Source organism: Streptomyces sp. NPDC052101 (assembly GCF_040680235.1).
Taxonomy (GTDB): Bacteria; Actinomycetota; Actinomycetes; order Streptomycetales; family Streptomycetaceae; genus Streptomyces.
Genome location: NZ_JBFAWH010000006.1, coordinates 246,328 through 271,735, shown reverse-complemented (window position 1 = coordinate 271,735; position 25,408 = coordinate 246,328). Strand labels below are relative to the sequence as shown.

The following is a 25,408-nucleotide window of genomic DNA, read 5'->3' as shown; positions in this document are numbered from 1 at the left end:
CCGTCCACGGCCACACCAACGGACCAGACGCTCCTCGACGGCCCGCACAAGGTCTGCGTCGGGCCGCCCGCTCGCTGGCCCTGAGCATCATTCCGACCACGACGACGAGGTCAACGCCACGGTCACCGAGGCCGCCGAGGGCCCGCTGAACGGCATCCTGCGCGTCTCGAAGGCCCCGATCGGCTTGTGGGATGCCATCAGCGACCCTGCCTCCCGTGTCTTCGACCCGGCCCTGAACTTGACCAATGGCACCTTGACCAAGGCCTTCGGCTGGTACGACGACGAGTGGGGGCGACGCCAACCGGCTCCTCAGCCTCACGGCGCCGACCGCCGATGGCTGACGCATACGGAGGGGAGCGGTGCCTCTCGTTCACCATGGCCGCCAGCAGGCGATAGCGGACGTCTTCGCACATGAGCTTACGCAGCCTCGTCCCAAGCTGTGCAGAACCCTCCCGCGGAGCCGCTGAGGACGGCGACCACGGAAACCAGGAGGACGCCTGCGCCGCGCACGCGGTGTGGCGCGCTGCGTCCAACCGGCCCGGACGAGAGGACCAGCAGCGACGAAGCAAGGCATCCGCCCCATCCAGAAGATCGCAACGAGCATGGACGAGCGGTGCTATCAGGGTTGCGGACCTCCAGGCACGCCGGTGATCTCATCATCGAGGTACGTGCCGAGCACGTCGAGGACTTCCGTTGCCCCTGGCGCCTGCGGAGTGGCTGCTCCAGCGGCCTGCGCCGGGTCCGACTCGGCAGGTCCGTCCAGTACGGACAGCACCAGGCGGCGGTTGACCAGCCGGTCGGCCTAGGCCCGGACTGCGGTGTCCCGGATCGCTGCCGACAGCCGGACGGGAACGGGTCTCCGCGCGGGTTCGGGCCGGTTCCGCGGCGCCGCCTCGGCCCAAGGAAATGGGAGGGGTTGTTCGGGGCTCGGGGCTCGGGGCTCGGGGCTCGGGGCTCGGGGCTCGGGGCTTGGGGCGCGTTGGGCCTGCCGCAGGGTCCCATCGGCCCTCCCGACCTACGGTGGGGGCAGATCGCCCGACTCGGCAGGAGGACAGCAGATGGAGATCGTTGCGTATGGCGTCCTCGCGGACGAGGAGCCCTTGCTGCGGAAGGCGTTCGACACGTCGTTCGCCAGCCGCCATGAGCTGCGCTGTCTGGGGATGTTCCTGGACCGGGACACCGTCCCGACCGCAGCCGGCCACGAGGTCGTGCTCAGCAGCGTCAACGACACGCTGGAGGCCGAGGTGCTGCGCCCGCTGGCCGAGGGCGGCACCCGGCTGATCACCCAGCGGTCCACCGGGTACAACAACATCGACCTGGGCGCCGCCCGGGAACTCGGGCTGACGGTGGCTCGAGTCTCGTACTACTCGCCCTACTCGGTCGCCGAGTTCGCTTGGACGCTGGCCCTTGCGGTCAACCGCCGTATCGTCCGGGCCGCGCACCGCACCCGGGAGTTCGACTTCCGGCTCGACGGCCTGATGGGACGCGACCTGCGCGGCCGAACGGTCGGGGTGGTGGGCACCGGAAAGATCGGGACTGTCTTCACCCGGATCGCCCATGGGTTCGGGATGCGGCTGCTGGGCTGGGACATCACCGAGAACCCCGACTGCCTCGCCCTCGGCATGGAGTACGTTCCGCGGGAACGACTGCTCGCCGAGGCGGACCTCGTCAGCCTGCACGTCCCGCTGCTGCCGGACACCCACCATTTGGTCGACGCCAAGGCCCTGGCTCTGATGAAGGACGACGCGATCCTGGTCAACTCCAGCCGCGGTGGCCTGGTGGACACCGACGCGTTGCTGGAGACGCTGCGCGCGGGGCGGCTGAGTGGTGTCGGCCTCGACGTGTACGAGGAGGAGGCCGGTGTGTTCTTCCTGGACAAGTCGCTGGAGGTGATGACCGACGAACGCCTGGCCAGGCTGATGACCTTCAGCAACGTCCTGGTCACGTCCCACCAGGCGTACTTCACCAGGGACGCCGTCGGCCAGATCGCCCGGACCACCGTGTCCAACATCGAGGACTACTTCTCCGGCCGCTCCGGCGACAACACGCTCGTGTGCCCCGAGACCAGGTGATCCCCGCCAACCTTCGCTGAGTCATCCCGCGCATGTCTGCTCTCGCGGCCGCGTGAAGAGAGGCCGCTGCTGACCGCGACCGGGGCCAGGGTGACCGGACTGCTGTTCGCCGAGTACCACGGCATGGTCGGTCAGGACTCCGACCGACCTGTGGAGATGTGCGTCACCGCCGACAGCCCGCTGACGGCAACCGGCCGGATCACGGTACGTGTCGATCCCGCCCACCTGGCAGCGTACGTGGAGGTGCCCAAGCGGGACCGTCCCTATCCGATGGTGCAAGTACGCCCTGAGCTCTGCCGGCCGAGGCGGTCATCCGCATGGACGAGCCGGCCGTGGGCCAAACGCCACCAGAGCAGCGGCAATTCGGGCTCTTTCGCAGGGGTGTGGCCCGAACGGCCCTGTCGGGGGTCCGACGGGGCGGTGGAGGGTGGGACGTGCGAACCGGCACGTATTGCCACCGGACCGCTGCCCCGGCATGGAAAGGAATCCCGATGTCCGTCGACAGGCGGCAGGCGCCCGCCCAGCTGGACGAGGACAAGCTGAGGTCGCTGGACGCCCACTGGCGCGCCGCGAACTACCTCTCCGTCGGCCAGATCTACCTCATGGCCAACCCCCTGCTGACCGAGCCACTGCGCCCGGAGCACATCAAACCGCGTCTGCTGGGCCACTGGGGCACTTCTCCGGGCCTGAACCTCGTGTACACCCATCTCAACCGGGTGATCCAGGCCCGTGACCTGGACGCGTTGTGCATCTGGGGGCCCGGCCACGGCGGACCGGCGGTGCTCGCCAACTCCTGGCTGGAGGGCTCGTACGCGCAGACGTACCCCGACGTCACGCGGGACGCGGCAGGCATGGCCCGGCTCTTCAAGCAGTTCTCCTTCCCGGGCGGGGTGCCGAGCCACATCGCGCCCGAGACCCCCGGCTCGATCCACGAAGGCGGCGAGCTCGGCTACTCCCTCTCCCACGCCTATGGCGCCGCGCTGGACAACCCCGGCCTGCTGGTCGCCTGCGTGATCGGCGACGGCGAGGCAGAGACCGGGCCGCTGGCCGCGTCCTGGCATTCGAACAAATTCCTCGACCCGGTCGACGACGGGGCGGTGCTGCCGATCCTGCACCTCAACGGGTACAAGATCGCCAACCCGACGGTGCTGTCCCGGCTCCCGGAGGCCGAGCTGGACGCACTGATGCGCGGCTACGGCCACGACCCCCTCCACGTCACCGGCGACGACCCCGCCGCCGTACACCGCGCGATGGCGCAGGCCATGGACACCGCCATGGACCGTATCGCGGCGATCCAGCGTGCCGCCCGCGAGGAAGGGGCCACCGACCGGCCGCGCTGGCCCGTCATCGTGTTGCGCACCCCGAAGGGCTGGACCGGCCCGGCGGAGGTCGACGGCCTGCCGGTGGAGGGCACCTGGCGCTCCCACCAAGTGCCGCTGGCCGCCGTGCGGGACGACCCCGAGCACCTGCGACAGCTGGAGCAGTGGCTTCGCTCGTACCGTCCCGAGGAGCTGTTCGACGAGCACGGCGCGCCGCGCGACGAGGTGCTGGCCTGCATTCCTGAAGGGGCCCGTCGGCTGGGCGCGACACCGCACGCCAACGGCGGCCTGCTGCTGCGTGAACTGCCCCTGCCGCCGCTGGAGCGATACGCCGTCGCCGTAGACAAGCCCGGCGCCACCCTGCACGAACCCACCCGTGTCCTCGGCGACGTGCTCCAGGACGTCATGGCCGCCACCGCCGACCGCCGCGACTTCCGCATGGTCGGCCCCGACGAGACCGCCTCCAACCGGCTCCAGGCGGTCTACGCGGCCAGCGGCAAGGCATGGCAGGCCGAGACCCTCTCGGTCGACGAACACCTGGACCGGCACGGCCGGGTGATGGAGATCCTGTCCGAACACACCTGCCAGGGCTGGCTGGAGGGCTACCTCCTCACCGGGCGGCACGGTCTCTTCTCCTGCTACGAGGCGTTCGTCCACATCGTCGACTCCATGGTGAACCAGCACATCAAGTGGCTGCGCACCACGCGCCGTCTGCCCTGGCGCGCCCCCATCGCCTCGCTCAACTACCTGTTGACCTCGCATGTGTGGCGGCAGGACCACAACGGCTTCTCCCACCAGGACCCCGGTTTCGTCGACCACATCCTCAACAAGAGCCCCGAGGCCGTCCGGGTCTACTTCCCGCCCGACGCCAACACCCTGCTCTCCGTGGCCGACCATGCGCTGCGCAGCCGCGACTACGTCAACGTGATCGTGGCAGGCAAGCAGCCCTGCTTCGACTGGCTGTCGATGGACGAGGCGAAGGTGCACTGTGCGCGCGGCGCCGGCATCTGGGAGTGGGCCGGCACCGAGGACGGCTCGCGGGAGCCCGACGTCGTCCTCGCCTGCGCGGGGGACGTACCGACCCAGGAGGTACTGGCCACGGCCCAGTTGCTGCGCCGGCACCTGCCGGAGCTGGCTGTGCGCGTCGTGAATGTCGTGGACATCGCCCGGTTGTTGCCGAGCGAGGAACACCCGCACGGGATGAGTGACTTCGAGTACGACGGACTCTTCACCGTCGACAAGCCGGTGATCTTCGCCTACCACGGGTACCCGTGGCTGATCCACCGCCTGGCCTACCGGCGTACAGGTCACCACCACCTGCACGTACGCGGCTACAAGGAGATCGGCACCACGACCACCCCCTTCGACATGGTCGTCCGCAACGACCTTGACCGCTACCGCCTGGTCATGGACGTCATTGACCGTGTCCCCGGCCTCGCGGTCCGCGCGGCGGCCGTACGCCAGAACATGGAAGACGTACGACAGCGCCACCACGCCTGGATCCGCGAACACGGCGTGGACCTGCCCGAGGTGGCGGACTGGACGTGGGACGGCTGAGGAACGGAGTGATCGCCACGTGAGAGGTGTGCCGAGATGAGCCAGTCCGCGACCGAGGCCCGGCACCACCCTGCGGTGATCGTCCACCACCGCAGGCGTACCGAAGACGTTCAGCTGCGTGTCGCCGACGCGATCACCAGATTCGCCGGATCGATGCCGTTCGTATATATCCATGCGATCGTCTTCGCCGTCTGGATGGTGTTCTTCGAGTCGAGTCCCTGGCCGACGCTGACCCTGGTGGTGTCGCTGGAAGCGATCTTCCTGTCGACGTTCGTCATGATCGGTCAGAACCGGCAGGTGGCCTTCCAGCAGATCAAGGCCGACCATGACTTCGTCGAGCAGGAGTTGGAGCTCAAGACCAATACCGAGCTGACTCGGGCGATCCACGCGATGACCAAGGAACTCCACAGGCGTTTCGTCGACGGGGACAGCGAGGAGTAGCGGCATCAGGCCGCTGCGACGGGTGACCGCAGGATCGATCCCTCGGCCGTCGGCCACACACAGCTTCAGGCGGGCCTTGGTGGCCTCAACGCTGACGTAGACAGCGCCAGGGCGAAGCCGAGCGATTCGGTGGACCGTTCGGTGGCCGCCACCATCTGGGCGCGTAGCCTGCTGTCGCGACGCGCCTGATCGTGGAGGGGCGTGGAGGACCAGCTCGGCTAGTCAACGATGTACCGCGACTGTGGCTTGCCGCTGACTGGATGAAACGGGCCAAAACGTGGCCTATGTGCGAACACCGATGGGCAGTGCGGGGTGTGGTGCTACCTCCACAGGACGGGAGTGGTTGGGATGGGGGTACTGCCGGGAGGCATTCGGCGTCTTGGCGGTGCCGGGTCCTTGACCGAGGCGGAACTTGCACGGATGGTGCGGACGCACTACGACAACGAGCCGCTGATGCGCCCGAAGACCACGGGGTACTGATGGAGCTCTCCGTAGACGTCGCGGCCTGGCTGGGGACTTCCGGGCCACACGTTGGTTCCCAGTGCCCACAGGGAGCCTGTGGGTTTGTCCCAGAGCACGGCGTGCCCGGAAGGGGAGCTTCATTTTCTGGACCAGCTTGCCGCAATTCCCCTGCCCGACATCGAAGACGCGCAATGTGTGGTGTGAATTGTTGCTGATGGCCAGCACTAGTCAGTGCCGAGGCCGCACGCAACAGCGTCACGTTCTGCACCCGCACGGTGTCCTCGCTGAGCAAGACAGCCCACAGTCCCTCCGTGTCCCGAGGAAGCCAGCCCTCACGCGGCACGAACCGGAACCAGACCTTGATCCGAAAGTCCTCAGTGCCATCGGGCTCGGTCGAGGTCGACAAAGTCATGGGCGAGATGATCGCTCATCTGTGACCCTCATCGCCATCGGGCGCGAACCCGACCCCTCCACCCGGCCATTACCTTGATCGCGTTGCTTGGCCGACTACTGATACCACTCGTCTCCACCCTCGCGAAGCGATCGTTCCAAGTAGTCCCTTAGGTGTCCAGCCACCCACCTGCGGCTGTCGGTCTCGTGCTCCCAGACGAAGATGTCCGGGCGCTCTGGCGACTGCACGAAGGCGAACTGGTCACCGCCACCGTTGTCCCCGAAGAACAGCAGGGGGTCAAAGGGCATGTACAGCCCGGCGAAGGACGCGTCGGTCCGGACGAAGAGGTTCTGCTCGATGATCCGGCCAATGGACCACACGGTGTCTACGCCGCTGTGGCCGATCACGCCGTTGGTCTCCAACAGCAACTTCCTCAGCTCCGTGGGTAGCCGTCCACCCAGCAGCTCTTCCGCTGCAGCCAGCTCAGCCTCTTGGACCGGGTCTTGAAACTTGGTCTCACCGAAGACCTGACTGACTGCTTCTCTCCACATAGGCGGAAGCGTAGTCGGCGCCCGAGCGGAACCGCCCCCCCCAGGAATCACTGGCAGAGTCGAGCTGCGGTGTAGTCCGGAAGAAGCACACCAGGCCGCCATCAGGCTCCGCGACCACCACGCGCGCCACGGAAGCCGCTGCGGAGCCATCCCTGCTACCGCGACTCAGTGGGCCAGCCCGGAGACAGTCGCAGACTACGTCCAACAGGAAGCCGCCGCGCTGGAATCCCCTGCTGAGGCCTTCTGCCTTCCATGTTAGTGCCAAGGGGCATGACAGACCGCCAGCACTTCGCGGCCCTACTGGCTGCCACGCGGGGCAATCTCCATGAGCGCTCCCACCGACCAGCAGCACCGGCAGCCCGATCATCAGCGGCAGCGTGGCCCGCTTGGGCAACACGTCCAAGCGCAGCACCACACCGGTCTTCTCGCGCCAGCCGGCGGCGGCGATGGCGAACAGCGCCACGTAGACCACGGTGGCGACCACCGTGATGACGGTCCATACGAGCCTCGCGAGCAGCGACTGAGAACTTGCCGTGATGCCCCCGAAAAGCGGTGGGATCGCGGCGATGTCGCGAGATGTGGCAGCGGATCGCGCTGCTCACCCGCGGCCGGCATCAAGAAGTGCCGCTACAGGCCAGGCGATCTCCTCCGTCCGAAGCGGAGATGGTGACGATGTACGGCATAGGGAAGTCAACCGCACGTGCCGCAGTCGCCGAGCTGTGCGGCATGGGACTGGCGGAGTCCTTGCAGGGCAAGGGCAGCAGGGTGCTTGCCACCGGCGGAGCCTGCCCGCCACTCGTGTTGACCGGCCCATCCAGCGCACTGCGAAAGGCAGTTGGCGTCTTCCGGTGGCGAAGGAGGCCGAGGCCCCTGCCGTCAGCAGGACCGCGCTGGATGGACCGCCAGCCCTTTTGCTGGACCAGCTCGACCAGGATGCCATCAGCGTCGACCGCATGCTCTGCGACGCGGCGACCGGCGCCCAGATGGCCCACCGTGTCCTCATCCCGATGGCCACCGCAGCCGATGTGCCCACTCTGGCCGAACAGCCGGACCGCGATCCTGGTGGGCGCATCCATGGGGGCCAGCATTGCGGTCGACACCGCGCTGGAGCACCCGGAACTGGTCCGCGCCGTGGTCGTCAGCGGCGCCGGGACCAGCGAGCCGTACTTCACCGACCCCTGGACCACCAAGACTTGGGCCGCGTGGCAATCAGCGATGGCCGCAGGCGACCTGGACGCCTCGGTCGAAGCGTTCACACTCTTCGCCGCAGGGCCGCACCGCACCCTTGGCGATCTCAACCCCAAAGTCGTCAGGCACCTGTGCGAGATGACGCGAGGCACCCTCTCCAAGCACACCGCCGACGAACCCAACTTCCTCACCCTGGTCCGTGACACCTGGAACCGTGCCGTCAAAATCGACGTTCCTGTTCTGGCCATCAACGGCGCCATCGACTCACCCGACCACATTGGCATGGCCGAACGCCTCACCCGTACCGTCACCGACGGGCGGGCCATCTCGATCGACGGGACCGCCCATTTCCCCAACATGGAACGCCCGGACGCCTTCAATGAGACCCTCGATCGAGGGCTTCCTCCGTACGGTGTGAGCATGCGGCCGCCTCCCCTACCCACGAACACCGGCCGTCACCAATGGCGGCCAGATAGCTCCCCTCCAGCGACCGTGGGGCAATTGATGGTGGGGCCGTCTTGGCTCGGGGTTTCGGCTGATGACGATCAGCGGGCGGTCGTGCGGACCGCCACCAACTCGCCGAGACTCACCGCGCAATGAGGACAGAATCTGACCTCAGTGACCCCTACTGTCGCGGCGTCGGCCGGGATGCGGTATCCACGGCGGGAAGGAAGGGGACACTCATGCTGCGAGGGCTTGCCACCGTCAGCTTCTGGGCCGCTGATCTGGCGGCGGCACAGAGCTGGTACACGGAACTACTGGGCGTGGAGCCGTACTTCCAGCGACCGGGGTACGCCGAGTTTCGTCTCGGCGACTACCAGCACGAGCTGGGGCTGATCGACAGTCGCTACGCGCCCGCAGGGGCGGGGACCGGGCCGGGCGGTGCTGTCGTGTATTGGCATGTCGACGATGTGAGCGCGGCTCTCGCAAGGTTGCTGTCCCTGGGGGCGAAGGAGCACGAACCACTCACGGAGCGCGGAGCAGGGTTCGTCACCGCCTCTGTGACCGATCCCTTCGGGAACATCCTGGGCGTGATGTACAACCGGCACTACCTCGATGTGCTGGGCGCACGCGGGTAACAACAGGGGTGCGGCGAGGGGAACGGTCGGGCCGTTACATGTGAGGGGCTGTACGGATTGGGTGAGTTGTGAAGCTGACCTGGGCCCGTACGGCCTGCTGCCACCCTGCCGCGTCCGGGGTCTCTCGTGCACACTTCGGGGCCGTTGCTCGAAGAACTCGCCCCGAAGTGGGCAGCGGCCCGTGAGTCGGCACTCTGCGAGCGGCGCGGCGGGGAGCGCTGGCTGGTGCTGGTGCTGTGCCCAAACGGCGGCTGGGGTTCGCCGATCGGCTCCTGATCACGTTGGTGCACCTGCGGTTGGGGCTGCCGCTGGGCGCGCTGGCCGAGTTGTACGGAGTGGACCGCTCCCCGTGTCCGGAGCGATCCGGGAGGTCCGCCCACTGCTCGCGGCCCGCGGCTTTGCGGTGCCCGATCGGCCTGGGGTGCGGCTGCGCACGCTGGAGGACCTGTTTGCCTACGCTGATGCGGAGGGTGTGGAACTGCGGATCGACGCCACCGAGGCGCAGGTCCGCCGCCCGCGCGCGGCCCGGCCGCAGGGCATTCGTGTCCGGCAAGAAAAAGCGGAACACCTACGGCGGTTCATCGGCCGCCGTGAGACCTACGCCGATACCCACCTCGCGATAGCCAGCCTGGTCTCCGACTGCTTCGCCCGCCAGGCGACCCGCCGCAACGTCAGCGCGGCCGAGGTCCGTCCGCCTCCACACATGTCTCGGATCCGGCACCCTCCTTTCAGTACCACTGGGTGGTGTCGTTCGGCACCGGCTGGAGAGGGACCCCGTAGGGTTGCGGCTGTGGGAGGGCCGCGGTGCGGTCGTCCCCGGAGGGCTTCAGCCTCGCCGGTGCCTGAAGGCTGCCATAGCGCTCCATGCGCTGCCACCGCAATCGTGAGCCCGACACGGCCGTGAAGACGGACTGGATGACCACCAGGTACATCAGCTGGCGGTGGACGAACTGCTGCAACGGCAGGCTCCACAGCGGGCCCGGGCGTTCTCAGTCCAAGCGGAACGCGTACAGGCACATCAGCAGTTGCAGAAGAAGGAAGGCCAGCCACAGGGCGGTGATCCGGACCGGGTCCAGGAACACCCGGCCGTACAGGGCGAAGATGTCTGTGACCGGCGCGAGCAGGGGCAGCAGTACCTGGAAGAGGAGGAGATACACCAGGCCGCGGCGGCCCAGTTTGCCGGCGGCGCCGCTCTGGACCAGTGCATCGTGGTGCTTCCACATCGCCTGCAGGGTGCCGAAGCTCCGGTGGTACCGCTGCCGCCGCAGGGCGTTCAGGGACACGGGTGCCTGGGTGCTCACAGGGATGAACTGTTCGGCACGGCGAGTGAGCAGGTCTCCCCGGGGCGGATGGTCACCGCACGATCGGCCAGCACCACACGGATCGGGGACTCCTCCGAGTCGGGCACGCTGATCTCCAGCCGGCCGCTCCTGCGCCGCACGCCGACCCCCCAGTGACCGCGATAGCGCAACGCGAAGCCGTACTCGGAAAGCGCGGGAAGCGGCACCGGGTCCAGCCATAGGGCGTCCTCACGTGTCGCCAGTCCCGTCAGACCGCGCTGGACCAGGTCGAGGGTGCCGGCCATGGCTCCGAGGTGGATGCCCTCGCCGGTCGTGCCGCCCTGGATGTCTGCGATGTCCGCCTCCAAGGCCTCGTGGACGTACTGCCATGCCTCCGCCCGTCGCGCTTTGGCGAGGACCAGGCCGTGGACGAGTTCGCTGAGGGTGGAGCCGTGGCTGGTGCGCCGCAGGTAGTAGTCGACGGTGCTGCGCCAGACGTCGTCGTCCAGGTCGTACCCGAGACGCCGGAACAGAGCCTGCAGTTCGGCGGGCGAGAACAGGTAACCCAGCATGAGGACGTCGGCCTGCTTGCACGCCTTGTAGCGGTTGACCGTGTCGTCCTCGGCCTCCAGGATCCGGTCGAGTCGGCGGATGGTGCGGTAGCGCTTTCGATAGGCGTCCCAGTCGAGTTCGGCGAGGTCGTCGTAGCCCTCGAACTGGCTGATGATGCCACGGTGGAACGGCACACTCAGGCGACGGGAGACCTCCTCCCATCGCGGCAGCTCATCGGTGTGCAGTCGGACCCGGTGGAACAGCTCTTCGCGGCGCCATGTGGGAAGGCGCCGCAGCAGTTCCAGAGTGAGGGTGAGGACCCAGGCGGCGGTGACGTTGGTGTACGCGTTGTCGTCCAAGCCGGGCCGATCGGCGCCCGGATAGCTGTCGTGGTACTCGTCGGGGCCCACGACACCGCGGATGCGGTAGCGGCCCGTGCCCGGGTCGAAGGCCGCGAAGTCCGCCCAGAAGCGGGCGATTTGGAGTAGCATCTCCGCGCCTCTGGTGTGCAGGTACTCCGTGTCACCAGTGGCTTCGCAGTACTGCCAGATGTTGTAGGCGATGGCCGAGCCCACATGATGCTGGAGCCGGGAGCGGTCCGGCAGCCAGCGGCCCGAGGCGGGGTTGAGATGCCACTCCTGGGTCTCCTCGCGGCCGTCGCTTCCGCTCTGCCATGGATACATCGCCCCGGCCCGCCCGGCTGCGGCCGCCGCTCTGCAAGCCCGCGGCAGGCGTCGGTAGCGGTAGTCGAGCAGTGACCGGGAAACCTCCGGGAAGTGCAGGTTGAGATAGGGCAGGACGAAGAGTTCGTCCCAGAAGACATGGCCCCGGTACGCCTCGCCGTGCAGCCCCCGCGCGGGAACCCCCACGTCCAGGTCCGCGGTGTGCGGCGACAGCGTCTGCAGGACGTGGAAGAGGTGGAAGCGCAGGATGCGACCGGCCTCGCCGGGCACGTGCATGTCCGTGCGTCGCCACAACCGCTCCCACGCGGCGGCATGGGAGTCCAGCAACGCGGGGAACTCCTCCGCCGCAGTCACCCTGTCGACCGCTTCGCCGAGCGGGTCGCTGATCGCCGTGTCGCGGGAAGTGTGCAGCGCCACGGTCTTGTCCACGGTGACGGGCCGGCCCGGAGCGATCGGGACGACCAGGCGGTGAACGGCCCGGTGGCGGGTCGCAGTAAGCTCCGACGAGGTCGGAGCACGGTCGGCTACGACCGTCGTCCGGGCGGCCATGGCCACGGCGATGCCCGAGGTGCTGGTCCGGCAGCTCAGCCAGACCGTGTGGGGCTCGTGTGCGCCGGTCCGCACATGAGCCACGTGATGGCGGTCGAGGGCGCGGTAGCGGTGCACATTGCCGTTGATCACCTCGCCGTCCAGGGAGCTTTCGATCTCGATCTCCCCCGACCAGCCTTCGGTCGTGAAGACCGTCCGCAGTGCGGCCAGGTGCGGATCCCCCATGTGCACCAGCCGGGTCTGCTCGACGCCGAGGAGGCCCGCATCTTCGCCGCGGTGGCGGAAGGACCGGGTGAGCGTGCCACGGCGCAGATCCAGGGTGTGCCGGTGCTCCAGGAGGGTGTGTGTGCCGGGGGAGAACCACGGGCCCCGTGCTCCGGCGGCGCGGTTCAGCCGGAACCGCAGAAGCAGCCAGTTCGGGAGGTTGACCAGGTCTTCGTTCACCACCTGCCGCCCGGCCACGGTCGACTCCAGGCGGTTGTAGCACCCGGCGGCGTAGGTGCCGGGGTAGTGCACCAGGCCCGCCCGACGTTCGGGCAGCGCGCCCCGCGTCGCGAAGTAGCCGTTGCCGAGGGTGCAGAGCGCTTCACGCAACCGCTCGGCAGCGGGGTCGTAGCCAGTCCACTCCCATGTCCACTCCGACATCCGCCACGCTTCCCTCTCGTCCTCAGGACGTCCTCCACAGGACGATGGAGGCCCACGTATGTGCGGGAGCCTCAGGCCGACTGAGGGACGACGGCGACGGGGCATGGCGCGTGGTGCAGCAGGGTGTGGGCGACCCTGCCGAGTTGCAGACCGAAGCGGCCGTGCCGGCGCTGAGCGCCGACGACAACCAGGTCGGCGTCAGCCGATGCCTCCAGCAGGACGCGGTGTGCGGGGCCTTCGACCGGCTGGCGCCGGACATCGACCCGGGGATGCTCCCGTACCGTCTCGCGCAGGGCGTCCTCGAGGGCGGTCGAGGCCCGCTGCTCACGCAGGCGTGCCGCGTCGTCCGCGATCAGCATGTGGTCCACAGGCTCTTGCAGTGGGTTGCGCCAGGCCCGTACGGCCGTCAGGATGCAGCCGCGCACCTCGGCCTCGCGCACGGCGAACCGTACGGCGGCCGTGCCCCCGGTGGGGTCCCCGATCCCCACCACGACCCGGCCGAAGCTTCCCCGGCGGTTGGGTTCCGCGCCACGGATCACGATCACCGGGCAGACGGCGCGAGCCGCCACCGTGAGGCTGACGGAACCCAGCAGCATGCCGGCGACCTCGCCACGCCCACGTGAGCCCGTGACCAGAGCGAACGCATCAGGTGCAACGCGCAGCAACGCGGACACGGCATCCTCGGCTAGCGCCCTGCCGGAGACCTTCACCTCGGGATTGCGCAGCCGGGCCCGTTCCGTGCAGGAAGCGACGATGTGCTCGGCCATGACCTCACCGGCAGAGCGGTCGGTGTGGAAGGACGGCTGGGCTCTCTCGTAGGTCTCCCATAGGGAGGCATGGACAAGGTGCAGGGGAAGCCCGTGCCGTGCTGCCTCGTCCACCGCCCAGTCGACCGCCGCGAGACTGGAGTCTGATCCGTCGACGCCCACGAACAGTGGGAGGTCCATCGTCGTCACCGCCTTCGCCCCGTCTGCCGAGAGCCCCTGTGACTACCGTCGCACCGCCCGCGCAGCGCCGCTACACGCCACCGGGACCGGATCGGGTGGGGCCGGTTTGCCGGCGGCCGGGTTGTGGTGATGCTGGAGGCGATGGCCGAGCCGGCTCTTCCGGCGCGCCTTGCGAGGACCGAGGACATGCCTGTCGCCGCTGCGCACATCGTGAGCGATGTGATGACCGCGCCCGCGGTGGCTGTCGGGCGCGACACCCAGGTCAAGGAGATCGTCCGGGTCCTGGGGGAGCGCCATGTGAGTGGTGTGCCGGTCGTGGATGCTATAGGGCGGGTCGTCGGTGTGGTGTCCGAGGCCGACCTGTTGCCCAAGGAGGAGTTCCGGGGCCGTCGGCTCACCCGTTTCGAGCGGATCCGGTACCGGTCCGATCTGGCCAAGGCGGGAGGAATGACGGCCGAGGAGCTGATGAGCACACCCGCCGTCACGGTCCGCCCGGACGTCACGCTGGCTCAGGCGGCTCGTCTCATGGCCGTGAACCACGTCAAGCGGCTGCCCGTGGTCGGCGACGAGGACCGGTTGCTGGGCGTCGTCAGCCGTGGCGATCTGCTGAAGGTCTTTCTGCGGCCGGACGGGGACATCGAGGAGGAGGTCCGCCGTACGGTGGTGTCCTACCTGTTTCCGATGCACGCTCATGCCATCCATGTGTCGGTGCGGGACGGGATCGTCACGCTGCGGGGACCTGTCCACGACACCTCGCTCATCTGGGTCGCCGAGCGTCTCGTCCGCGGTCTGGAGGGCGTGGTCGGCGTCGAGACCCGGCTCATTGGCGTCGGGTGAAACGTGGCCGTCTACTGATCCGCCGGGGTGATCCGGCGGCCTGTGAGGGTCGTGGGCCGGATCGACACCCACATCTCGCGCTCGCCGCCCGCCCAGGGCGTGGTGTGGGCCTGCTGGGTGAGCCTGCGCACGGCCTCGGGATCCGTCACCACGCTCGCAGGGCCCACGGCGAGCACGCTCCAGCCCTGGCTCAGCGCCTCGTCCACGTGGTCGACCTCGAAAGCGACTTCCCTCTCCGCGGCGGCCGCGGGCACGGAGTCGGGTACGGTCCGGAAAGCGATGGTGTCGTCGACGACCTCGTAGTTGACCGGGACGACCGCCGGGCGGCCGTCGGAGTCCGACACCGCGATGCGCCCCACGCCATGTGTGGAGAGAAGGGTGCGGCATTCCTCCGGACTGAGGTCCCGCAGCCGGGGGTGCAGCAGTGCGTGGCCCTGGCCGGGTGGGAGATCGATACCCCCGCCACGCAGCGCGGCGACCGTGGTGCCCAACGCGTCGGCCAGCCTGATGAGTGTCGCCAGCGTCGGGTCGGCGGGCCGTTCCTCCAGGTAGGCCAGGTAGTCGGGCGACATCCGGGCGCGGCGGGCCGTCTCCTCCCGGCTGAGCCCTCTTCGGCGGCGTTCGACGCCCACGCGCCGGCCGATGTCGCCGGCATCGGCCGGCCCGGTCGGGTGGGCGGCCGTGGTCATGGTCTCCGCCTCACTCGTGCCCGGCGGTGCCTTGGGTGTGGACGTGGCCTGTCCCTGCTCCAGATGGCGGATGTGGGCGTCGGGCCCGGGGAAGACGAGCGTGATTTCGTCCGTGTCCGACCAGCGCACGTCGTAGGGAGGTGTGCCGTCCTGGTGGTGGAGTCCGACGATCTCGCCGTCGCGCCTGGCGGCGCCGGTCGTGGGGCTTTCTATGACGAGCTGGTCGCCGAGGTGAGCTCGCATGGTCGCCGCCCTCTCCTCAGAATGGTGCTGTATCCAACCTGCCACGCGGGACACACCGCCGCACGGGGCGAGAGCCCTGTGTCCGCGTGGCAGGAGGCCCGGATCCGGGAGGCACCATGCACCACCGAACGGTCGAGGAGCTCATGACCCGGGACGTCGTCCGGGCACGGCGCGATACGCCGTTCAAGGAGCTCGTCAGGCTGTTGGAGGAGAACGACGTCACCGCCGTGCCCGTGGTGGACGATCTGGACCGCCCGATGGGCGTGGTGTCCGAGGCCGACCTGCTGCGCAAGTGCGCCGACCAGGCCGATCCGACGGGCCGGACTCCCCTTCCGCACCTGGAGGCGTGGGAGCGGGCCAAGGCCGAGGGTTCCCGGGCCGAGGAACTGATGTCGGCGCCCGCGGTGTGTGCGCGTCCTGACTGGAGCGCGGTCGAGGCCGCCCGTCTCATGGAGAGCCAGCACGTCAAGCGGCTGCCCGTGGTGGACGAGGCGGATCGGCTGCTGGGCATCGTCAGCCGTGGTGATCTGCTGCGGATCTTCCTGCGCCGTGACGAGGCCATCCGGGAGGAGATCGCCGGTGACCTGCTGCGGCGCACACTGGGCCTCGATCCGCGGGACGTGACCGTGGAGGTGCGCGACGGGCGGGTCACCCTCACCGGCACCGTGGAGAACCGAAGCATGATTTCCGTCGTCGAGCAGTTGTGCCGTGGTGTTGACGGCGTGGTCGCGGTCTCCGGGAACCTCGCCCACCGGACGGACGACACCCCCGACTCACCCACCGGGACGTGAGCTCAAGTTCTGCATCGGCCTGGGTTCACACGGTCCGTCCGGCGATGTGACGGGACTGGGACGCCGCCATGCCCTGGATATCGCGTTCGGCGGTGTTCAGCAGTTGATGGGCGAGGTCCTGCATGGCCCTGCCCGCCGCCAGCTCGTCGCCGATCTCCGGCACGTTCGTGTCCGCCGGATTGCAGTGCGCGTCTCCGTGGCCCGTGAGCGTCGTGGTGCCGGTGTCCAGCACCACATGTGCCTTCGTCGTTCCGTCGTCGTCCTCGAAGAGGTGGAGACGCACGTTCCACTGTGCCGTGTGCGACATCGCTCTCTCCTTGCCTCTCAGTCGAGTCCCGCTGAACTCCGCAATGTGTCTATGTCTACTGGTGTGTGATATTTCATCAGTTGAATGGCCGTCACCTCTGGGGGACCACCGCGACCGGGCACGGCGCGTGATGCAGTAGCGCATGATTGATCAGGCCCAGTTGCAGACCTGGATGCCCAAGCCGCCGCCGGGCGCCCACGACCAGCAGATCCGCCGTCGACGCGGCTTCCAGCAATGCCGGGCGCGCCGGTTTCTCGATCAGCTGTCGGCTCACCGAGGCGTCGCGGTACCGAGCCGTAGGATCGCGCAGGGCGTCGTCGAGCACCTGCGCCGGCGGGCGCCGGTGAGCTTCCATGACCCACGACGGGGCTTGCGGTGTAGTGCACGCACCGGACGGTGCACTCCAGGCGTGCACCGCCACGAGCCGGCACCGTCGAACACGGGCCTCACGGAGCGCGAAGTCCACGGCCGTGCCGCTGCCCTCCCCGTCCTCGACACCCACGACGACGCTCCCGAACCGGGCATCACGGTGCTCCACGGTGCCGCGCACCACGACGACCGGGCAGTCGGCGCGTGCCACCACGCCGAGGCTGACCGAGCCCAGCAGCATGCCGTCGAGGTCCCCGGACCCTCTGGACCCCAGGACCAGCGCGAAGGCGTTGCGTCCGATGTCGATCAGGGCGGAGGCCGCGTCTTCGCGCGACACCTCACTGGACAACGGGACCGCGGGAGCCCGCCTTCTGGCACGTGCCGAGGCGGCGTCGACCACCTCGGATGCCTCACGCTCACCGGCCGCCGCGTGCAGAAGCCGGAGCGGGACTCCATGCCGGGCCGCCTCGTCGGCGGCCCAGTCGACCGCCTCAAGGCTCCCCTCGGATCCGTCGACGCCCACCACCAGCGGAATCGTCACCGCCCCGGCCTCCTCTCGTCCCGTATGCGGGCGACGCCGGGCCTAGCCAAGCGGTCGGACCGTTCACCGTCATGTCCGGCTTCCATGTCCAGCTTCTTACGAGACCGAGGCCAGCGCCATGCAACCAGCGATCACCGTGGGCCTCGACGACGGCGCACGGACGGCCGTGTTGCCCGGAAGCACGGCGGGGGTGACCGTGGAGGTGGGGGAGCGAGGGAGTGAACACCGTGCGAGCGCTCGTCTACCACGGCCCGGCGCAGACCTCCTGGGACACCGTCCCGGACCCTGTGATCGAGGAGACGACCGACGCGATCGTGCGCATCGACGCGACCACCGTCTGCGGCAGTGATCTGCACATTCGGCGGGGAGACTTTCCCGAGGTGAAGCCCGGTACGGTCCTCGGCCACGAGGCCGTCGGCGAGGTCGTGGAGGTCGGCGGCGAAGTCCACCACCTTCGCCCCGGCGATCAGGTGATCGTGTCGTCCGTCTCGGCCTGCGGCGATTGCAGGGAGTGCCGTGACGCCATGTATGGGCAGTGCCGTGGAGGCGGCGGCTGGATCCTGGGGAATCTGATCAACGGGACCCAGGCCGAGTGGGTGCGGGTGCCCTTCGCCGATCACTCCACCACCCGACGCCCCTCGGACCTCCCGCTCGACGACGCGCTGCTGCTCGCGGAACTCCTCCCGACCGCCTACGAGGTCGGAGTGCGGAACGGACATGTGTGCCCGGGAGACACCGTCGTGGTGGTGGGCGCGGGCCCCGTCGGTCTCGCCGTCGTCATCGTCGCGCGGCTCTACTCGCCCCGGAGGATCATCGTCGTCGACCTGGCCGGTGCCCGGCTGGAGACCGCCGCCCGGGTGGGGCCGGACGCCGCCGAATCGCCGGGGAGGATGATCGCCGACCTGTCCGAGGGGCCGGGCGCCGACGTGGTCATCGAGGCGTCGGGCGATCCGGACGGGTTCGTGCTGTGCACGCGCGCTGTCCGGACCGGAGGGCACATCGCCAACATCGGTACGCACGGCAGACCGGCGACGCTGCATCTCGAGTCCCTGTGGCGCAAGAACGTGACGATCAGCATGGGCCAGGTCGACACGTCCTCCACGCCCCGCCTGCTGGAACTGATGAGGTTCGGGCGCCTGCACGTCTCCCGGTTGGTCACCCACACCTTCGGCCTCGACCGGATGGAAGACGCCTACGAGGTGTTCGCACACGGAACCACCACGGGCGCCGTCAAAGTCGTACTCCATCGCGAGTGAGCCGCACGGTAGCGGTGACCATGGGGAACACGGTCGTTGGTGAGCCGCTGACGGTGCTGGAGATCGAATCGCGCACCCCTGGCCGCATACGGCCGCTGCCCGGGCACCGCACGGGTATGAGACGCAGGGCGCGTACGAACGGCGGGAGTTCACGTTGCTGAGCCGGTCCCCTCCTTCGATCTCTCGACCAGGAACCGCGAGGCATCCGACAGCGTGGTCAGTTCCGGGTAGTCCTCCTCGTCGATACGGACTCCCGTGCGCTCCGACAGCAGCTCCACCAGGCTGAGGAAATCGAGCGAATCCAGTTCGAGAACGTCGCGGAACTTGTCGTCCGGTTCGACCAGAGTGAAGTCGGCGTCGGGGATGATCTGAGCGATGGACTCCTTGACCACGGACAGAGCTTCCGCGTTGTTCAGGGGCTTCATCTGAGTCACAGCTCCTCCGGATTCTGCAACAGTCGGTCGACCGCCGTGAGGTAGCGCGCCCCTACGGCGCCGTCCGTGGCCCGGTGGTCGGCGGCCAGGGTCGCGGTCATTACCGGACGCACGCCGAGCATGGCGCCGGTGGCCCAAGGCCGTTCGACGACCGCGCCGAAGCCGACCAGGGCCACCTGGGGCGGATGGATGACACCGAACACCGTCTCCACGCCCTGGTCGCCCAGGCTGGTGACGGTCAGGGTGGCACCCCTCATCTCGCTGCCCCGCAGCCGTCCCCGGCGGGCGCGCTGGACCAGGTCCTTGAGGCGGGCCATGAGGGCATCGGGCGGCAGTGTGTCGGCGCGGTGGATGACCGGCGCGAGCAGTCCGCCCTGCCGGAGCGACACCGCGACGCCCACATTGACCTCGTCAGCGGGGACGAACCCGCCGTTCTGCCAGTAGCCGTTGAGGCCCGGCACCTCGCGTACCGCTGCCGCGGCAGCCTTCAGCAGGAGGGCCGCGGGCACGAGGCGGTCGGCGGGCGAACGGCCGTGGTTGATCCGGTGCAGCCACTCCTCGGCCGCCGTGAGGTCGATGGTGGTGGAGAGGTAGTAGTGCGGGATCTCCCGCTTGGAGCGGCTCATGAGGTCGGCGATCGCACGGCGCATGGCGTCCGTGCGCTCTTCCAGGCGGCTGTCGGTCGGTTCGGCCACGCGCGTACGTCGCTCGCCGTCCTGTCGGCGCCGAACCGGCCGTTCGTGTTCGTCTCCTGCGGCGCGTGCGTGCACGGCCGCGTGCACATCCGTCGCTCGCACCGCGCGGCCCTCCCCGGTGCCCCGTACCGCCGTCAGGTCGATGCCGAGTTCACGGGCGAGGCGCCGTGCGTACGGGGTGGCGCGCACTCTGGGCGTGAGCGGCGGCGCTGCGTGCTCCACGTCGGCGCGGGTGATCCGTCCGCCGAGCCCGGTGCCGTGCAGTGTCGTCAGGTTGACGCCCCTCAGCTCCGCCAGGTGCCGCACGAGCGGTCCGGCTCCGGGAGCAGGCTCGGCCCCGGCGGGCACTTCCAGCGGCGGGTGCACAGGGCGGCCCGTCGCACGTGCGGGCTGCATTCCCGTGCGTGCAGGTTCCTGGACCATCTTCGGTCCGCGGACAGCCTTCCGGCGGGGCTTCGGACGTTCGTGTCGCGCGGGCGTTTCCACCACCGCCCGTACACCGGGCGCCGCCTCGCCCTCGATCACCGCGAGCGGTGTCCCCACCGGCACCCGGGCCCCCGGCGCGACGAGCAACTGTCCCACGGTCCCGGACTCGAAGCACTCGACCTCGATGGCCGCCTTGTCGGTCTCCACGACCGCCACGACGTCACCCTTGTGCACCCGGTCTCCGGGGCTCACGAGCCACTCCTGCAGCACTCCCTCGGCCATGTCCGCGCCGAGAGACGGCATGGTGAACGCGGTCATCTCAGCCCGACCCTTCGGTGGCCGGCCGCCGTTCCGCTTCGTCGGCTCCGGTCGGCGCGGGCTCGCCGACCGCGCGGCGCGCGGCTACGACGATGCCGTCGACCTGTGGCAGCGCGGCCTCCTCCAGTCTGCGCGCGTACGGCATGGGCACCTCGGCACTGCACACCCGCTCGACGGGGGCATCGAGGTCGTAGAAGTGCTGTTCGGTGAGGCGCGCGGAGATCTCGGCGGCGAGGCTGCCGGTGCGCCAGCCCTCGTCCACGACGACGGCGCGGTGGGTGCGTGCGACCGAGTCGCCGATGGTGGCGTCGTCGAGCGGGCGCAGGGTGCGCAGGTCGACGACCTCGGCGCTGATGGCGCCGCTCGCGAGGTCGTCTGCGGCGGCCAGGGCCTTGGGCAGTGAGCCGCCGTAGGTGATCAGGGAGACGTCCGTGCCGGGTCGGCGGACGGCCGCGTGATCGATGTCGACCGGTCCCGCGTCGGCGGGCAGGTCACCCGAGACGTTGTACAGACTGCCGTGTTCGAAGATCAGCACGGGGTCGGGGTCGGCGAGTGCGGGGGCCAGCATGTAGCGGGCGTCGGTGAGGGTCGCCGGGGCGAGGACCCGCAGGCCGGGGATGTGGGCGTACCAGCCCTCCAGGCTGTGCGAGTGCTGGGCCGCGAGCTGCCGTCCCGCGCCCGTGGTCATCCGGATCACGATCGGCACGGGCAGCTGGCCGCCCGACATGTGCAGCAGGGTCGCCGCGTTGTTGAGGATCTGGTCCAGGGCCAGCAGGCTGAAGTTGACCGTCATGATCTCGACGATCGGGCGCAGGCCCGCCAGGGCCGCGCCGATGCCGGCGCCGACGAAGGCGGACTCCGACAGCGGGGCGTCGCGGATTCGTTCGGGGCCGAACTCCTCCAGCAGTCCGAGGCTGACGCCGAAGCAGCCGCCGTACCGGCCCACGTCCTCGCCCATCAGGAACACCCGCTCGTCTGTGCGCAGTGCCTCGCGCATGGCGTCGCGCATGGCCTCCCGGTAGGTCGTCTTCCGGTCGGTGGGGGCGGCGGGCTCGGCGGTACGGGTGTGGGTCGCGGTCATGGCCGGCTCGCCTCCACCTGGCTGGTGACGTACTTCAGCAGGTCCTCGACGGGTTCTTCGGGAGCCTGGTCGGCCGCCTCGACGGCATGGTCGATCTCGGCGGCCAGGCGGTCCTCCATGGCGGTGCGGGCCTTGTCGGTCAGCTCTTTCGCCTCCCGCAGCCGCCGGGCGAGTCCTTCGACCGGGTCGCGCTCCTTCCAGTGCTCGATCTCGGCCTTGTCGCGGTATCGGTCGGCGTCGTACATGGAGTGGGCGCGGAAGCGGTACGTGCGCATCTCCAGGAAGTGCGGCCCGGTTCCGGCACGCACCCCTTCGGCCGCCCGTCGGGCTGCGTCCTCGACGGCGAAGACGTCCATGCCGTCGACGGCCCAGGAGACCATGCCGTACCCGGCGGCACGCAGCGCGAGGTCGGTCTGGGCCTGATGCCGGGCCAGGGCCGTGCCCATCGCGTACAGGTTGTTCTCGCAGACCAGCAGCAGGGGCAGTCCCCAGAGGGCGGCGAGGTTGGCGGTCTCGTGGAACTCGCCCTCGGCGAAGGCACCGTCGCCGAAGAAGCAGCAGGTGACCCGGTCCTGGCCGGTCATGTGGTCGGCGAGGGCGAGGCCGGCTGCGAGGGGGAGCCCGCCGCCGACGATCGCGTTGCCGCCGTAGAAGCGGCGCCCGGCGTCGAAGAGGTGCATCGAGCCGCCACGGCCCCGGCTGCAGCCTGTGACCTTTCCGAACATCTCCGCCATGATCGCCTCGGCCGGAACCCCGCGGGCGAGGGCGTGCCCGTGTTCGCGGTACGTCGACACGACCGCCTCGTCGTCCGTGAGCGCCTCGTTGACGCCGACGGCCACGGCTTCCTCACCGATGTAGAGGTGCATGAAACCCCGGATGCGCGCTGCGCTGTACAGCTCCACACAGCGTTCTTCGAACCGGCGGACGCGCAGCATCGACTCCAGCAGGGTCAGCCGGTGGGCGGCCTGTCGGTCCGGCCGGGGGGCGGCCCGCGGCGTGCGCCGGGTGCGGGTGGTGCTCATGCCGGCTGCTCCGTCCTCTCCCGGGAGGAGGTTTGCGGGGAGGACGCCTCCAAGGTGGAGTCCTCAAGGGTGGAGATGTCGCCCTCGGGCAGGCCGAGTTCACGGGCCCGCAGCAGGCGGCGCATGACCTTGCCGCTGCGGGTGTGCGGCAGGTGCTGCTCGAAGGCGATCTCGCGGGGCGCCACGGCTGGGCCCAGCCGGCGTCTGGCGAAGGCCAGCAGTTCCCGCCGCATCGCGGTGGTCGCGTCGAAGCCCGGGCGCAGCGTGACGAACGCCTTGACGACGTTCCCGGCGACGGGATCGGGCCGGCCGATCACCCCGGACTCGGCGACCGCCGGATGCTCCATCAGGGCGCTCTCGACCTCGAACGGCCCGATCAGGTGTCCCGCCGACTTGATGACGTCGTCGGCGCGTCCGACGAACCAGTACCAGCCGTCCGCGTCGCGCCGCACCACGTCTCCGGTCAGATACCAGCCGTCCGCGAAGGCCGCCGCGGTGCGCGGCTCGTCGTGCAGATAGCCGCGGAACATGGACGGCCAGCCGGGCCGCAGCGCCAACTCGCCCTCCACACCTGGCCTTTCCAGTACGGTGACGTGCCCGCCGACGACCTCGGCCAGGCCGTCCTCGCCGCGCCGCAGCACCGCCGCCTCCACACCGGGTAGCGGACGCCCCATGGAACCGGGGCGGATGTCACAGGCGGCGAAGTTGGCGATCATGATGGCGCCGGTCTCGGTCTGCCACCAGTTGTCGTGCACCGGCAACCCGAGCACGTCCCGCCCCCACGCCACGGCCTCCGGATTGAGCGGCTCGCCGACCGATGCGATGAACCGCAGCGCGCTCAGGTCGAATGAGCGGGGCAGGTCGTACGGCCCGTTCCGCGGTGTCGTCCGCATCAGCATGCGCAGGGCCGTCGGCGCCGTGTACCAGACGCTCACCCGCTGCTCGGCGAGGATCCGGTACCAGCGGCGGGCGTCGTAGTCGCCCTCGTCCACCACGACCGTCACGCCGTGCATGAGAGGGGCGATGATCCCGTAGGACATGCCGGTGACCCAGCCGGGGTCCGCGGTGCACCAGAACACGTCGTCCGGGTGGAGGTCGAGGGCGTACAGCGCGGTCAAGTAGTGGGCGACGGCCGCCTCGTGCACGTGCACCGCGCCCTTGGGGATGCCCGTGGTGCCGCTCGTGAAGTGCAGCAGGGCCATGTCGTGGGGCGAAGTCGGTGGAATGGCGAAGGTGTCGGCAGCGTCGGCCATCAGGGCGGCGAGGGGGACGGTGCCGGGCAGGTCGTCCGCGCCCTCGCCGACGATCAGCACATGGCGCAGGGAGGCGAGCCGCGCGCGTTGCCCGGCGACCTTCCTGCGGTACAGCTCCGCCGTGGTGACCAGTACCTGTGCGTCGCCCAGTGTCACCCGCTGGAAGACCGGGTCCGGACCGAAGGCGGAGAACAGCGGGCACAGGACGCTGGTGTTCTTCAGCGTGCCGAGGACCACGGTGTACAGCTCGGGACAGCGCCCCAGAAGCGTCATCACCCGGTCGCCGTGACCGACACCGAGGCCACGGAGCACGTTGGCGAACCGCGCCGTCGAACGGGCCAGGTCCCCGTAGGTCACAGAGGTGACCGAGTCGTCCCGCCCGACACAGCGCAGCGCGACCGCTGTCGCACGGTCCGATGCGGCGTGCCGGTCCACGGCCTCGTGCGCGATGTTCAGTCCTCGCCCGCCGGGCAACCCCTGCAGTCTGGCCCGCTCCTGCGTCCAGGAGAAGCCCCCGCACTCCTTGTCGTAGTCGCGCAGATTGGGCGCGACGCGGAGTGGGGTGTCCTTCCGGATGATCTCCCCACGCATGCCGGCCCCTCCTTCCTTCGGGCCTTCTTCGACCATCCGTCCGGCCCGCTCCGTGCGCACTGGGTCGAACGGCCCGTGTACCTGGCCGGACGGCTCAGGCCCACGGCCGGCCGCTTGCCTGAGACGATGCCCTGGTCACGCTTTCCGGGAGGTGACCCGTACGGTGCCCCGGCTTCGGCTCACACTGCTGGGCGTGGGTGCGATGGCGTCTCCGCGTTTCGCACCGGCCGGTCTCCTGGTCGTCTGCGGCCGCCATCGTGTCGCGTTCGACGGCGGCCCGGGGGCGGAGCCGCCCGAGGGCCGGCTGGACGCCTGGCTCGTCACCGACGAGCACGCCGAACTCCGCTCTGCCCTGCGGCGTCTCGCCGCCGAGCGGGGGCTGGAGCCCCGCATGACGGACGCGGACCTCGGCGAGCTGCGCATCCGCGCGCTGCCAGTCGCGCACACCTCCCATCCCACCTGCGGATATCGCATCGAGGGAGAGCCGGGGGTGGCGGTGTGGGCACCGGAGTTCTTGACCTTCCCGGCCTGGGCGGCGGACGCGGACCTGATGTTCGCGGAAGCCTCGGGCTGGGACCGCCCCATCCGCTTCCGCGGTGGCGTGGGCGGGCACGCTCCCGTGCGCAAGGTCGGAGCCGAAGCGGCACGGAACCGGATCGGACGCCTGGTCTACGCGCACATCGGCCGTCCCTGTCTGCGGGCGATGGACGCGGGTCTGACGCCCGAGTACGGGGAGTGGGGCCGGGAAGGTCACACGTACCTCCTCTCCCCACGCCGCCGAGCGCGCTGATCAGTGCCGTCTCGACCAGGTCAAGGGGACCAATGGACCCCGCGCGTGC

23 protein-coding genes and 1 pseudogene are annotated in these 25,408 nt (G+C 69.5%); 10 read left to right on the top strand and 14 right to left on the bottom strand.

Annotation, left to right across the window (positions count from 1 at the left end; genetic code table 11):
* The first annotated feature begins 1,058 nt into the window (after window positions 1–1,058).
* From AB0L75_RS14610 to AB0L75_RS14600, 3 genes are all read left to right on the top strand, one after another.
* Window positions 1,059–2,072 carry a 2-hydroxyacid dehydrogenase gene (locus tag AB0L75_RS14610; protein WP_365180489.1) on the top strand — a complete coding sequence of 338 codons (1,014 nt, stop codon included), beginning with the start codon at window positions 1,059–1,061 and terminating at the stop codon, window positions 2,070–2,072.
* A 491-nt stretch (window positions 2,073–2,563) separates the two neighbouring features.
* Window positions 2,564–4,948 carry a phosphoketolase family protein gene (locus AB0L75_RS14605; RefSeq protein ID WP_365180486.1) on the top strand — a complete coding sequence of 795 codons (2,385 nt, stop codon included), beginning with the start codon at window positions 2,564–2,566 and terminating at the stop codon, window positions 4,946–4,948.
* Window positions 4,949–4,984: 36 nt separating this feature from the next.
* Complete coding sequence (locus AB0L75_RS14600) at window positions 4,985–5,389, top strand: DUF1003 domain-containing protein (protein ID WP_365180484.1); 405 nt, start codon at window positions 4,985–4,987, stop codon at window positions 5,387–5,389.
* 969 nt (window positions 5,390–6,358) lie between these two features.
* Here the strand turns inward: AB0L75_RS14600 and AB0L75_RS14595 are convergent.
* Entirely contained in the window at window positions 6,359–6,793 is a 435-nt protein-coding gene (locus AB0L75_RS14595; RefSeq protein ID WP_365180481.1) for an SMI1/KNR4 family protein, read from the bottom strand.
* 614 nt (window positions 6,794–7,407) lie between these two features.
* A complete protein-coding gene (locus AB0L75_RS14590; RefSeq protein WP_365180479.1) occupies window positions 7,408–7,869 on the bottom strand; it encodes a hypothetical protein in 462 nt (153 codons plus the stop codon).
* Here AB0L75_RS14590 and AB0L75_RS14585 point away from each other — a divergent pair.
* From AB0L75_RS14585 to AB0L75_RS14575, 3 genes and pseudogenes are all read left to right on the top strand, one after another.
* Window positions 7,868–8,581, top strand: a complete 714-nt coding sequence (locus AB0L75_RS14585) for an alpha/beta hydrolase (RefSeq protein WP_365180476.1) — start codon at window positions 7,868–7,870, stop codon at window positions 8,579–8,581. The two genes, AB0L75_RS14590 and AB0L75_RS14585, sit on opposite strands and share 2 nt — an antisense overlap.
* Before the next feature lie 83 nt (window positions 8,582–8,664).
* A complete protein-coding gene (locus tag AB0L75_RS14580) occupies window positions 8,665–9,060 on the top strand; it encodes a VOC family protein (RefSeq protein ID WP_365180473.1) in 396 nt (131 codons plus the stop codon).
* Window positions 9,061–9,128: 68 nt separating this feature from the next.
* A pseudogene (locus tag AB0L75_RS14575) lies at window positions 9,129–9,629 on the top strand (transposase family protein); the annotation flags it as partial.
* A gap of 159 nt (window positions 9,630–9,788) precedes the next feature.
* On the opposite strand, the gene AB0L75_RS14570 reads toward AB0L75_RS14575, so the two are convergent.
* The 4 genes from AB0L75_RS14570 to AB0L75_RS14555 all read right to left on the bottom strand — a co-directional run bounded on the left by AB0L75_RS14570 (window position 9,789) and on the right by AB0L75_RS14555 (window position 13,716).
* Window positions 9,789–10,019: a hypothetical protein gene (locus AB0L75_RS14570; protein WP_365180470.1), complete on the bottom strand. Its 231-nt coding sequence runs from the start codon at window positions 10,017–10,019 to the stop codon at window positions 9,789–9,791.
* A gap of 30 nt (window positions 10,020–10,049) precedes the next feature.
* On the bottom strand, window positions 10,050–10,361 hold the full coding sequence (locus tag AB0L75_RS14565; RefSeq protein WP_365180468.1) for a hypothetical protein: 312 nt from the start codon (window positions 10,359–10,361) through the stop codon (window positions 10,050–10,052).
* Complete coding sequence (locus tag AB0L75_RS14560; protein ID WP_365180465.1) at window positions 10,358–12,769, bottom strand: glycosyl hydrolase family 65 protein; 2,412 nt, start codon at window positions 12,767–12,769, stop codon at window positions 10,358–10,360. Before AB0L75_RS14560 ends, AB0L75_RS14565 begins: the two co-directional genes overlap by 4 nt.
* A gap of 71 nt (window positions 12,770–12,840) precedes the next feature.
* Complete coding sequence (locus tag AB0L75_RS14555; RefSeq protein ID WP_365180463.1) at window positions 12,841–13,716, bottom strand: universal stress protein; 876 nt, start codon at window positions 13,714–13,716, stop codon at window positions 12,841–12,843.
* A gap of 186 nt (window positions 13,717–13,902) precedes the next feature.
* Here AB0L75_RS14555 and AB0L75_RS14550 point away from each other — a divergent pair, with 186 nt between their 5' ends.
* Window positions 13,903–14,553, top strand: coding sequence for a CBS domain-containing protein (locus AB0L75_RS14550; RefSeq protein ID WP_365180459.1), 651 nt, complete (start codon window positions 13,903–13,905; stop codon window positions 14,551–14,553).
* A gap of 11 nt (window positions 14,554–14,564) precedes the next feature.
* Here AB0L75_RS14550 and AB0L75_RS14545 read toward each other — a convergent pair whose 3' ends face one another.
* The gene (locus AB0L75_RS14545) at window positions 14,565–15,485 is read right to left on the bottom strand and encodes a pyridoxamine 5'-phosphate oxidase family protein (protein WP_365180456.1); all 921 of its coding nucleotides are present in this window, start codon (window positions 15,483–15,485) and stop codon (window positions 14,565–14,567) included.
* Between the two features lie 116 nt (window positions 15,486–15,601).
* Here AB0L75_RS14545 and AB0L75_RS14540 point away from each other — a divergent pair, with 116 nt between their 5' ends.
* Window positions 15,602–16,276, top strand: a complete 675-nt coding sequence (locus AB0L75_RS14540) for a CBS domain-containing protein (RefSeq protein ID WP_365180453.1) — start codon at window positions 15,602–15,604, stop codon at window positions 16,274–16,276.
* A 25-nt stretch (window positions 16,277–16,301) separates the two neighbouring features.
* On the opposite strand, the gene AB0L75_RS14535 is transcribed toward AB0L75_RS14540, so the two are convergent.
* Window positions 16,302–16,583, bottom strand: a complete 282-nt coding sequence (locus AB0L75_RS14535) for a dsRBD fold-containing protein (RefSeq protein ID WP_365180450.1) — start codon at window positions 16,581–16,583, stop codon at window positions 16,302–16,304.
* 91 nt (window positions 16,584–16,674) lie between these two features.
* Window positions 16,675–17,493 carry a universal stress protein gene (locus AB0L75_RS14530; RefSeq protein WP_365180447.1) on the bottom strand — a complete coding sequence of 273 codons (819 nt, stop codon included), beginning with the start codon at window positions 17,491–17,493 and terminating at the stop codon, window positions 16,675–16,677.
* A gap of 227 nt (window positions 17,494–17,720) precedes the next feature.
* On the opposite strand from AB0L75_RS14530, the gene AB0L75_RS14525 reads away from it, so the two are divergent.
* The gene (locus tag AB0L75_RS14525) at window positions 17,721–18,749 is read left to right on the top strand and encodes an alcohol dehydrogenase catalytic domain-containing protein (protein ID WP_365180634.1); all 1,029 of its coding nucleotides are present in this window, start codon (window positions 17,721–17,723) and stop codon (window positions 18,747–18,749) included.
* Between the two features lie 149 nt (window positions 18,750–18,898).
* Here the strand turns inward: AB0L75_RS14525 and AB0L75_RS14520 are convergent, their stop codons facing one another.
* From AB0L75_RS14520 to acsA, 5 genes are read right to left on the bottom strand one after another with little or no spacing between them, the layout of a single operon-like run.
* Window positions 18,899–19,174 carry an acyl carrier protein gene (locus AB0L75_RS14520; RefSeq protein ID WP_365180445.1) on the bottom strand — a complete coding sequence of 92 codons (276 nt, stop codon included), beginning with the start codon at window positions 19,172–19,174 and terminating at the stop codon, window positions 18,899–18,901.
* Window positions 19,175–19,179: 5 nt separating this feature from the next.
* Window positions 19,180–20,622 carry a dihydrolipoamide acetyltransferase family protein gene (locus AB0L75_RS14515; RefSeq protein WP_365180443.1) on the bottom strand — a complete coding sequence of 481 codons (1,443 nt, stop codon included), beginning with the start codon at window positions 20,620–20,622 and terminating at the stop codon, window positions 19,180–19,182.
* 1 nt (window position 20,623) lies between these two features.
* Window positions 20,624–21,703: a pyruvate dehydrogenase complex E1 component subunit beta gene (locus AB0L75_RS14510; protein WP_365180440.1), complete on the bottom strand. Its 1,080-nt coding sequence runs from the start codon at window positions 21,701–21,703 to the stop codon at window positions 20,624–20,626.
* Window positions 21,700–22,725, bottom strand: coding sequence for a pyruvate dehydrogenase (acetyl-transferring) E1 component subunit alpha (gene pdhA / locus AB0L75_RS14505; protein WP_365180437.1), 1,026 nt, complete (start codon window positions 22,723–22,725; stop codon window positions 21,700–21,702). Before pdhA ends, AB0L75_RS14510 begins: the two co-directional genes overlap by 4 nt.
* Window positions 22,722–24,569, bottom strand: coding sequence for an acetate--CoA ligase (gene acsA, locus AB0L75_RS14500; protein WP_365180434.1), 1,848 nt, complete (start codon window positions 24,567–24,569; stop codon window positions 22,722–22,724). The genes pdhA and acsA overlap by 4 nt, the downstream gene beginning before the upstream one ends.
* Window positions 24,570–24,771: 202 nt before the next feature.
* Here acsA and AB0L75_RS14495 point away from each other — a divergent pair, with 202 nt between their 5' ends.
* Window positions 24,772–25,359 (top strand): hypothetical protein, encoded by a 588-nt coding sequence (locus tag AB0L75_RS14495; RefSeq protein ID WP_365180631.1) that lies wholly within the window; start codon window positions 24,772–24,774, stop codon window positions 25,357–25,359.
* Window positions 25,360–25,408 lie beyond the last annotated feature (49 nt).

Bases quoted from the DNA above. Each gene is read 5' to 3' on its own strand.
- AB0L75_RS14535 (WP_365180450.1), bottom strand. From the start codon at position 16,583: ATGTCGCACACGGCACAGTGGAACGTGCGTCTCCACCTCTTCGAGGAC.
- AB0L75_RS14585 (WP_365180476.1), top strand. From the start codon at position 7,868: ATGGGGGCCAGCATTGCGGTCGACACCGCGCTGGAGCACCCGGAACTG.
- pdhA (WP_365180437.1), bottom strand. From the start codon at position 22,725: ATGAGCACCACCCGCACCCGGCGCACGCCGCGGGCCGCCCCCCGGCCG.
- AB0L75_RS14560 (WP_365180465.1), bottom strand. From the start codon at position 12,769: ATGTCGGAGTGGACATGGGAGTGGACTGGCTACGACCCCGCTGCCGAG.
- AB0L75_RS14540 (WP_365180453.1), top strand. From the start codon at position 15,602: ATGCACCACCGAACGGTCGAGGAGCTCATGACCCGGGACGTCGTCCGG.
- AB0L75_RS14610 (WP_365180489.1), top strand. From the start codon at position 1,059: ATGGAGATCGTTGCGTATGGCGTCCTCGCGGACGAGGAGCCCTTGCTG.
- AB0L75_RS14605 (WP_365180486.1), top strand. From the start codon at position 2,564: ATGTCCGTCGACAGGCGGCAGGCGCCCGCCCAGCTGGACGAGGACAAG.
- AB0L75_RS14580 (WP_365180473.1), top strand. From the start codon at position 8,665: ATGCTGCGAGGGCTTGCCACCGTCAGCTTCTGGGCCGCTGATCTGGCG.
- AB0L75_RS14595 (WP_365180481.1), bottom strand. From the start codon at position 6,793: ATGTGGAGAGAAGCAGTCAGTCAGGTCTTCGGTGAGACCAAGTTTCAA.
- acsA (WP_365180434.1), bottom strand. From the start codon at position 24,569: ATGCGTGGGGAGATCATCCGGAAGGACACCCCACTCCGCGTCGCGCCC.
- AB0L75_RS14590 (WP_365180479.1), bottom strand. From the start codon at position 7,869: ATGGATGCGCCCACCAGGATCGCGGTCCGGCTGTTCGGCCAGAGTGGG.
- AB0L75_RS14550 (WP_365180459.1), top strand. From the start codon at position 13,903: ATGCCTGTCGCCGCTGCGCACATCGTGAGCGATGTGATGACCGCGCCC.
- AB0L75_RS14555 (WP_365180463.1), bottom strand. From the start codon at position 13,716: ATGGACCTCCCACTGTTCGTGGGCGTCGACGGATCAGACTCCAGTCTC.
- AB0L75_RS14510 (WP_365180440.1), bottom strand. From the start codon at position 21,703: ATGACCGCGACCCACACCCGTACCGCCGAGCCCGCCGCCCCCACCGAC.
- AB0L75_RS14520 (WP_365180445.1), bottom strand. From the start codon at position 19,174: ATGAAGCCCCTGAACAACGCGGAAGCTCTGTCCGTGGTCAAGGAGTCC.
- AB0L75_RS14515 (WP_365180443.1), bottom strand. From the start codon at position 20,622: ATGACCGCGTTCACCATGCCGTCTCTCGGCGCGGACATGGCCGAGGGA.
- AB0L75_RS14545 (WP_365180456.1), bottom strand. From the start codon at position 15,485: ATGCGAGCTCACCTCGGCGACCAGCTCGTCATAGAAAGCCCCACGACC.
- AB0L75_RS14495 (WP_365180631.1), top strand. From the start codon at position 24,772: ATGGCGTCTCCGCGTTTCGCACCGGCCGGTCTCCTGGTCGTCTGCGGC.
- AB0L75_RS14600 (WP_365180484.1), top strand. From the start codon at position 4,985: ATGAGCCAGTCCGCGACCGAGGCCCGGCACCACCCTGCGGTGATCGTC.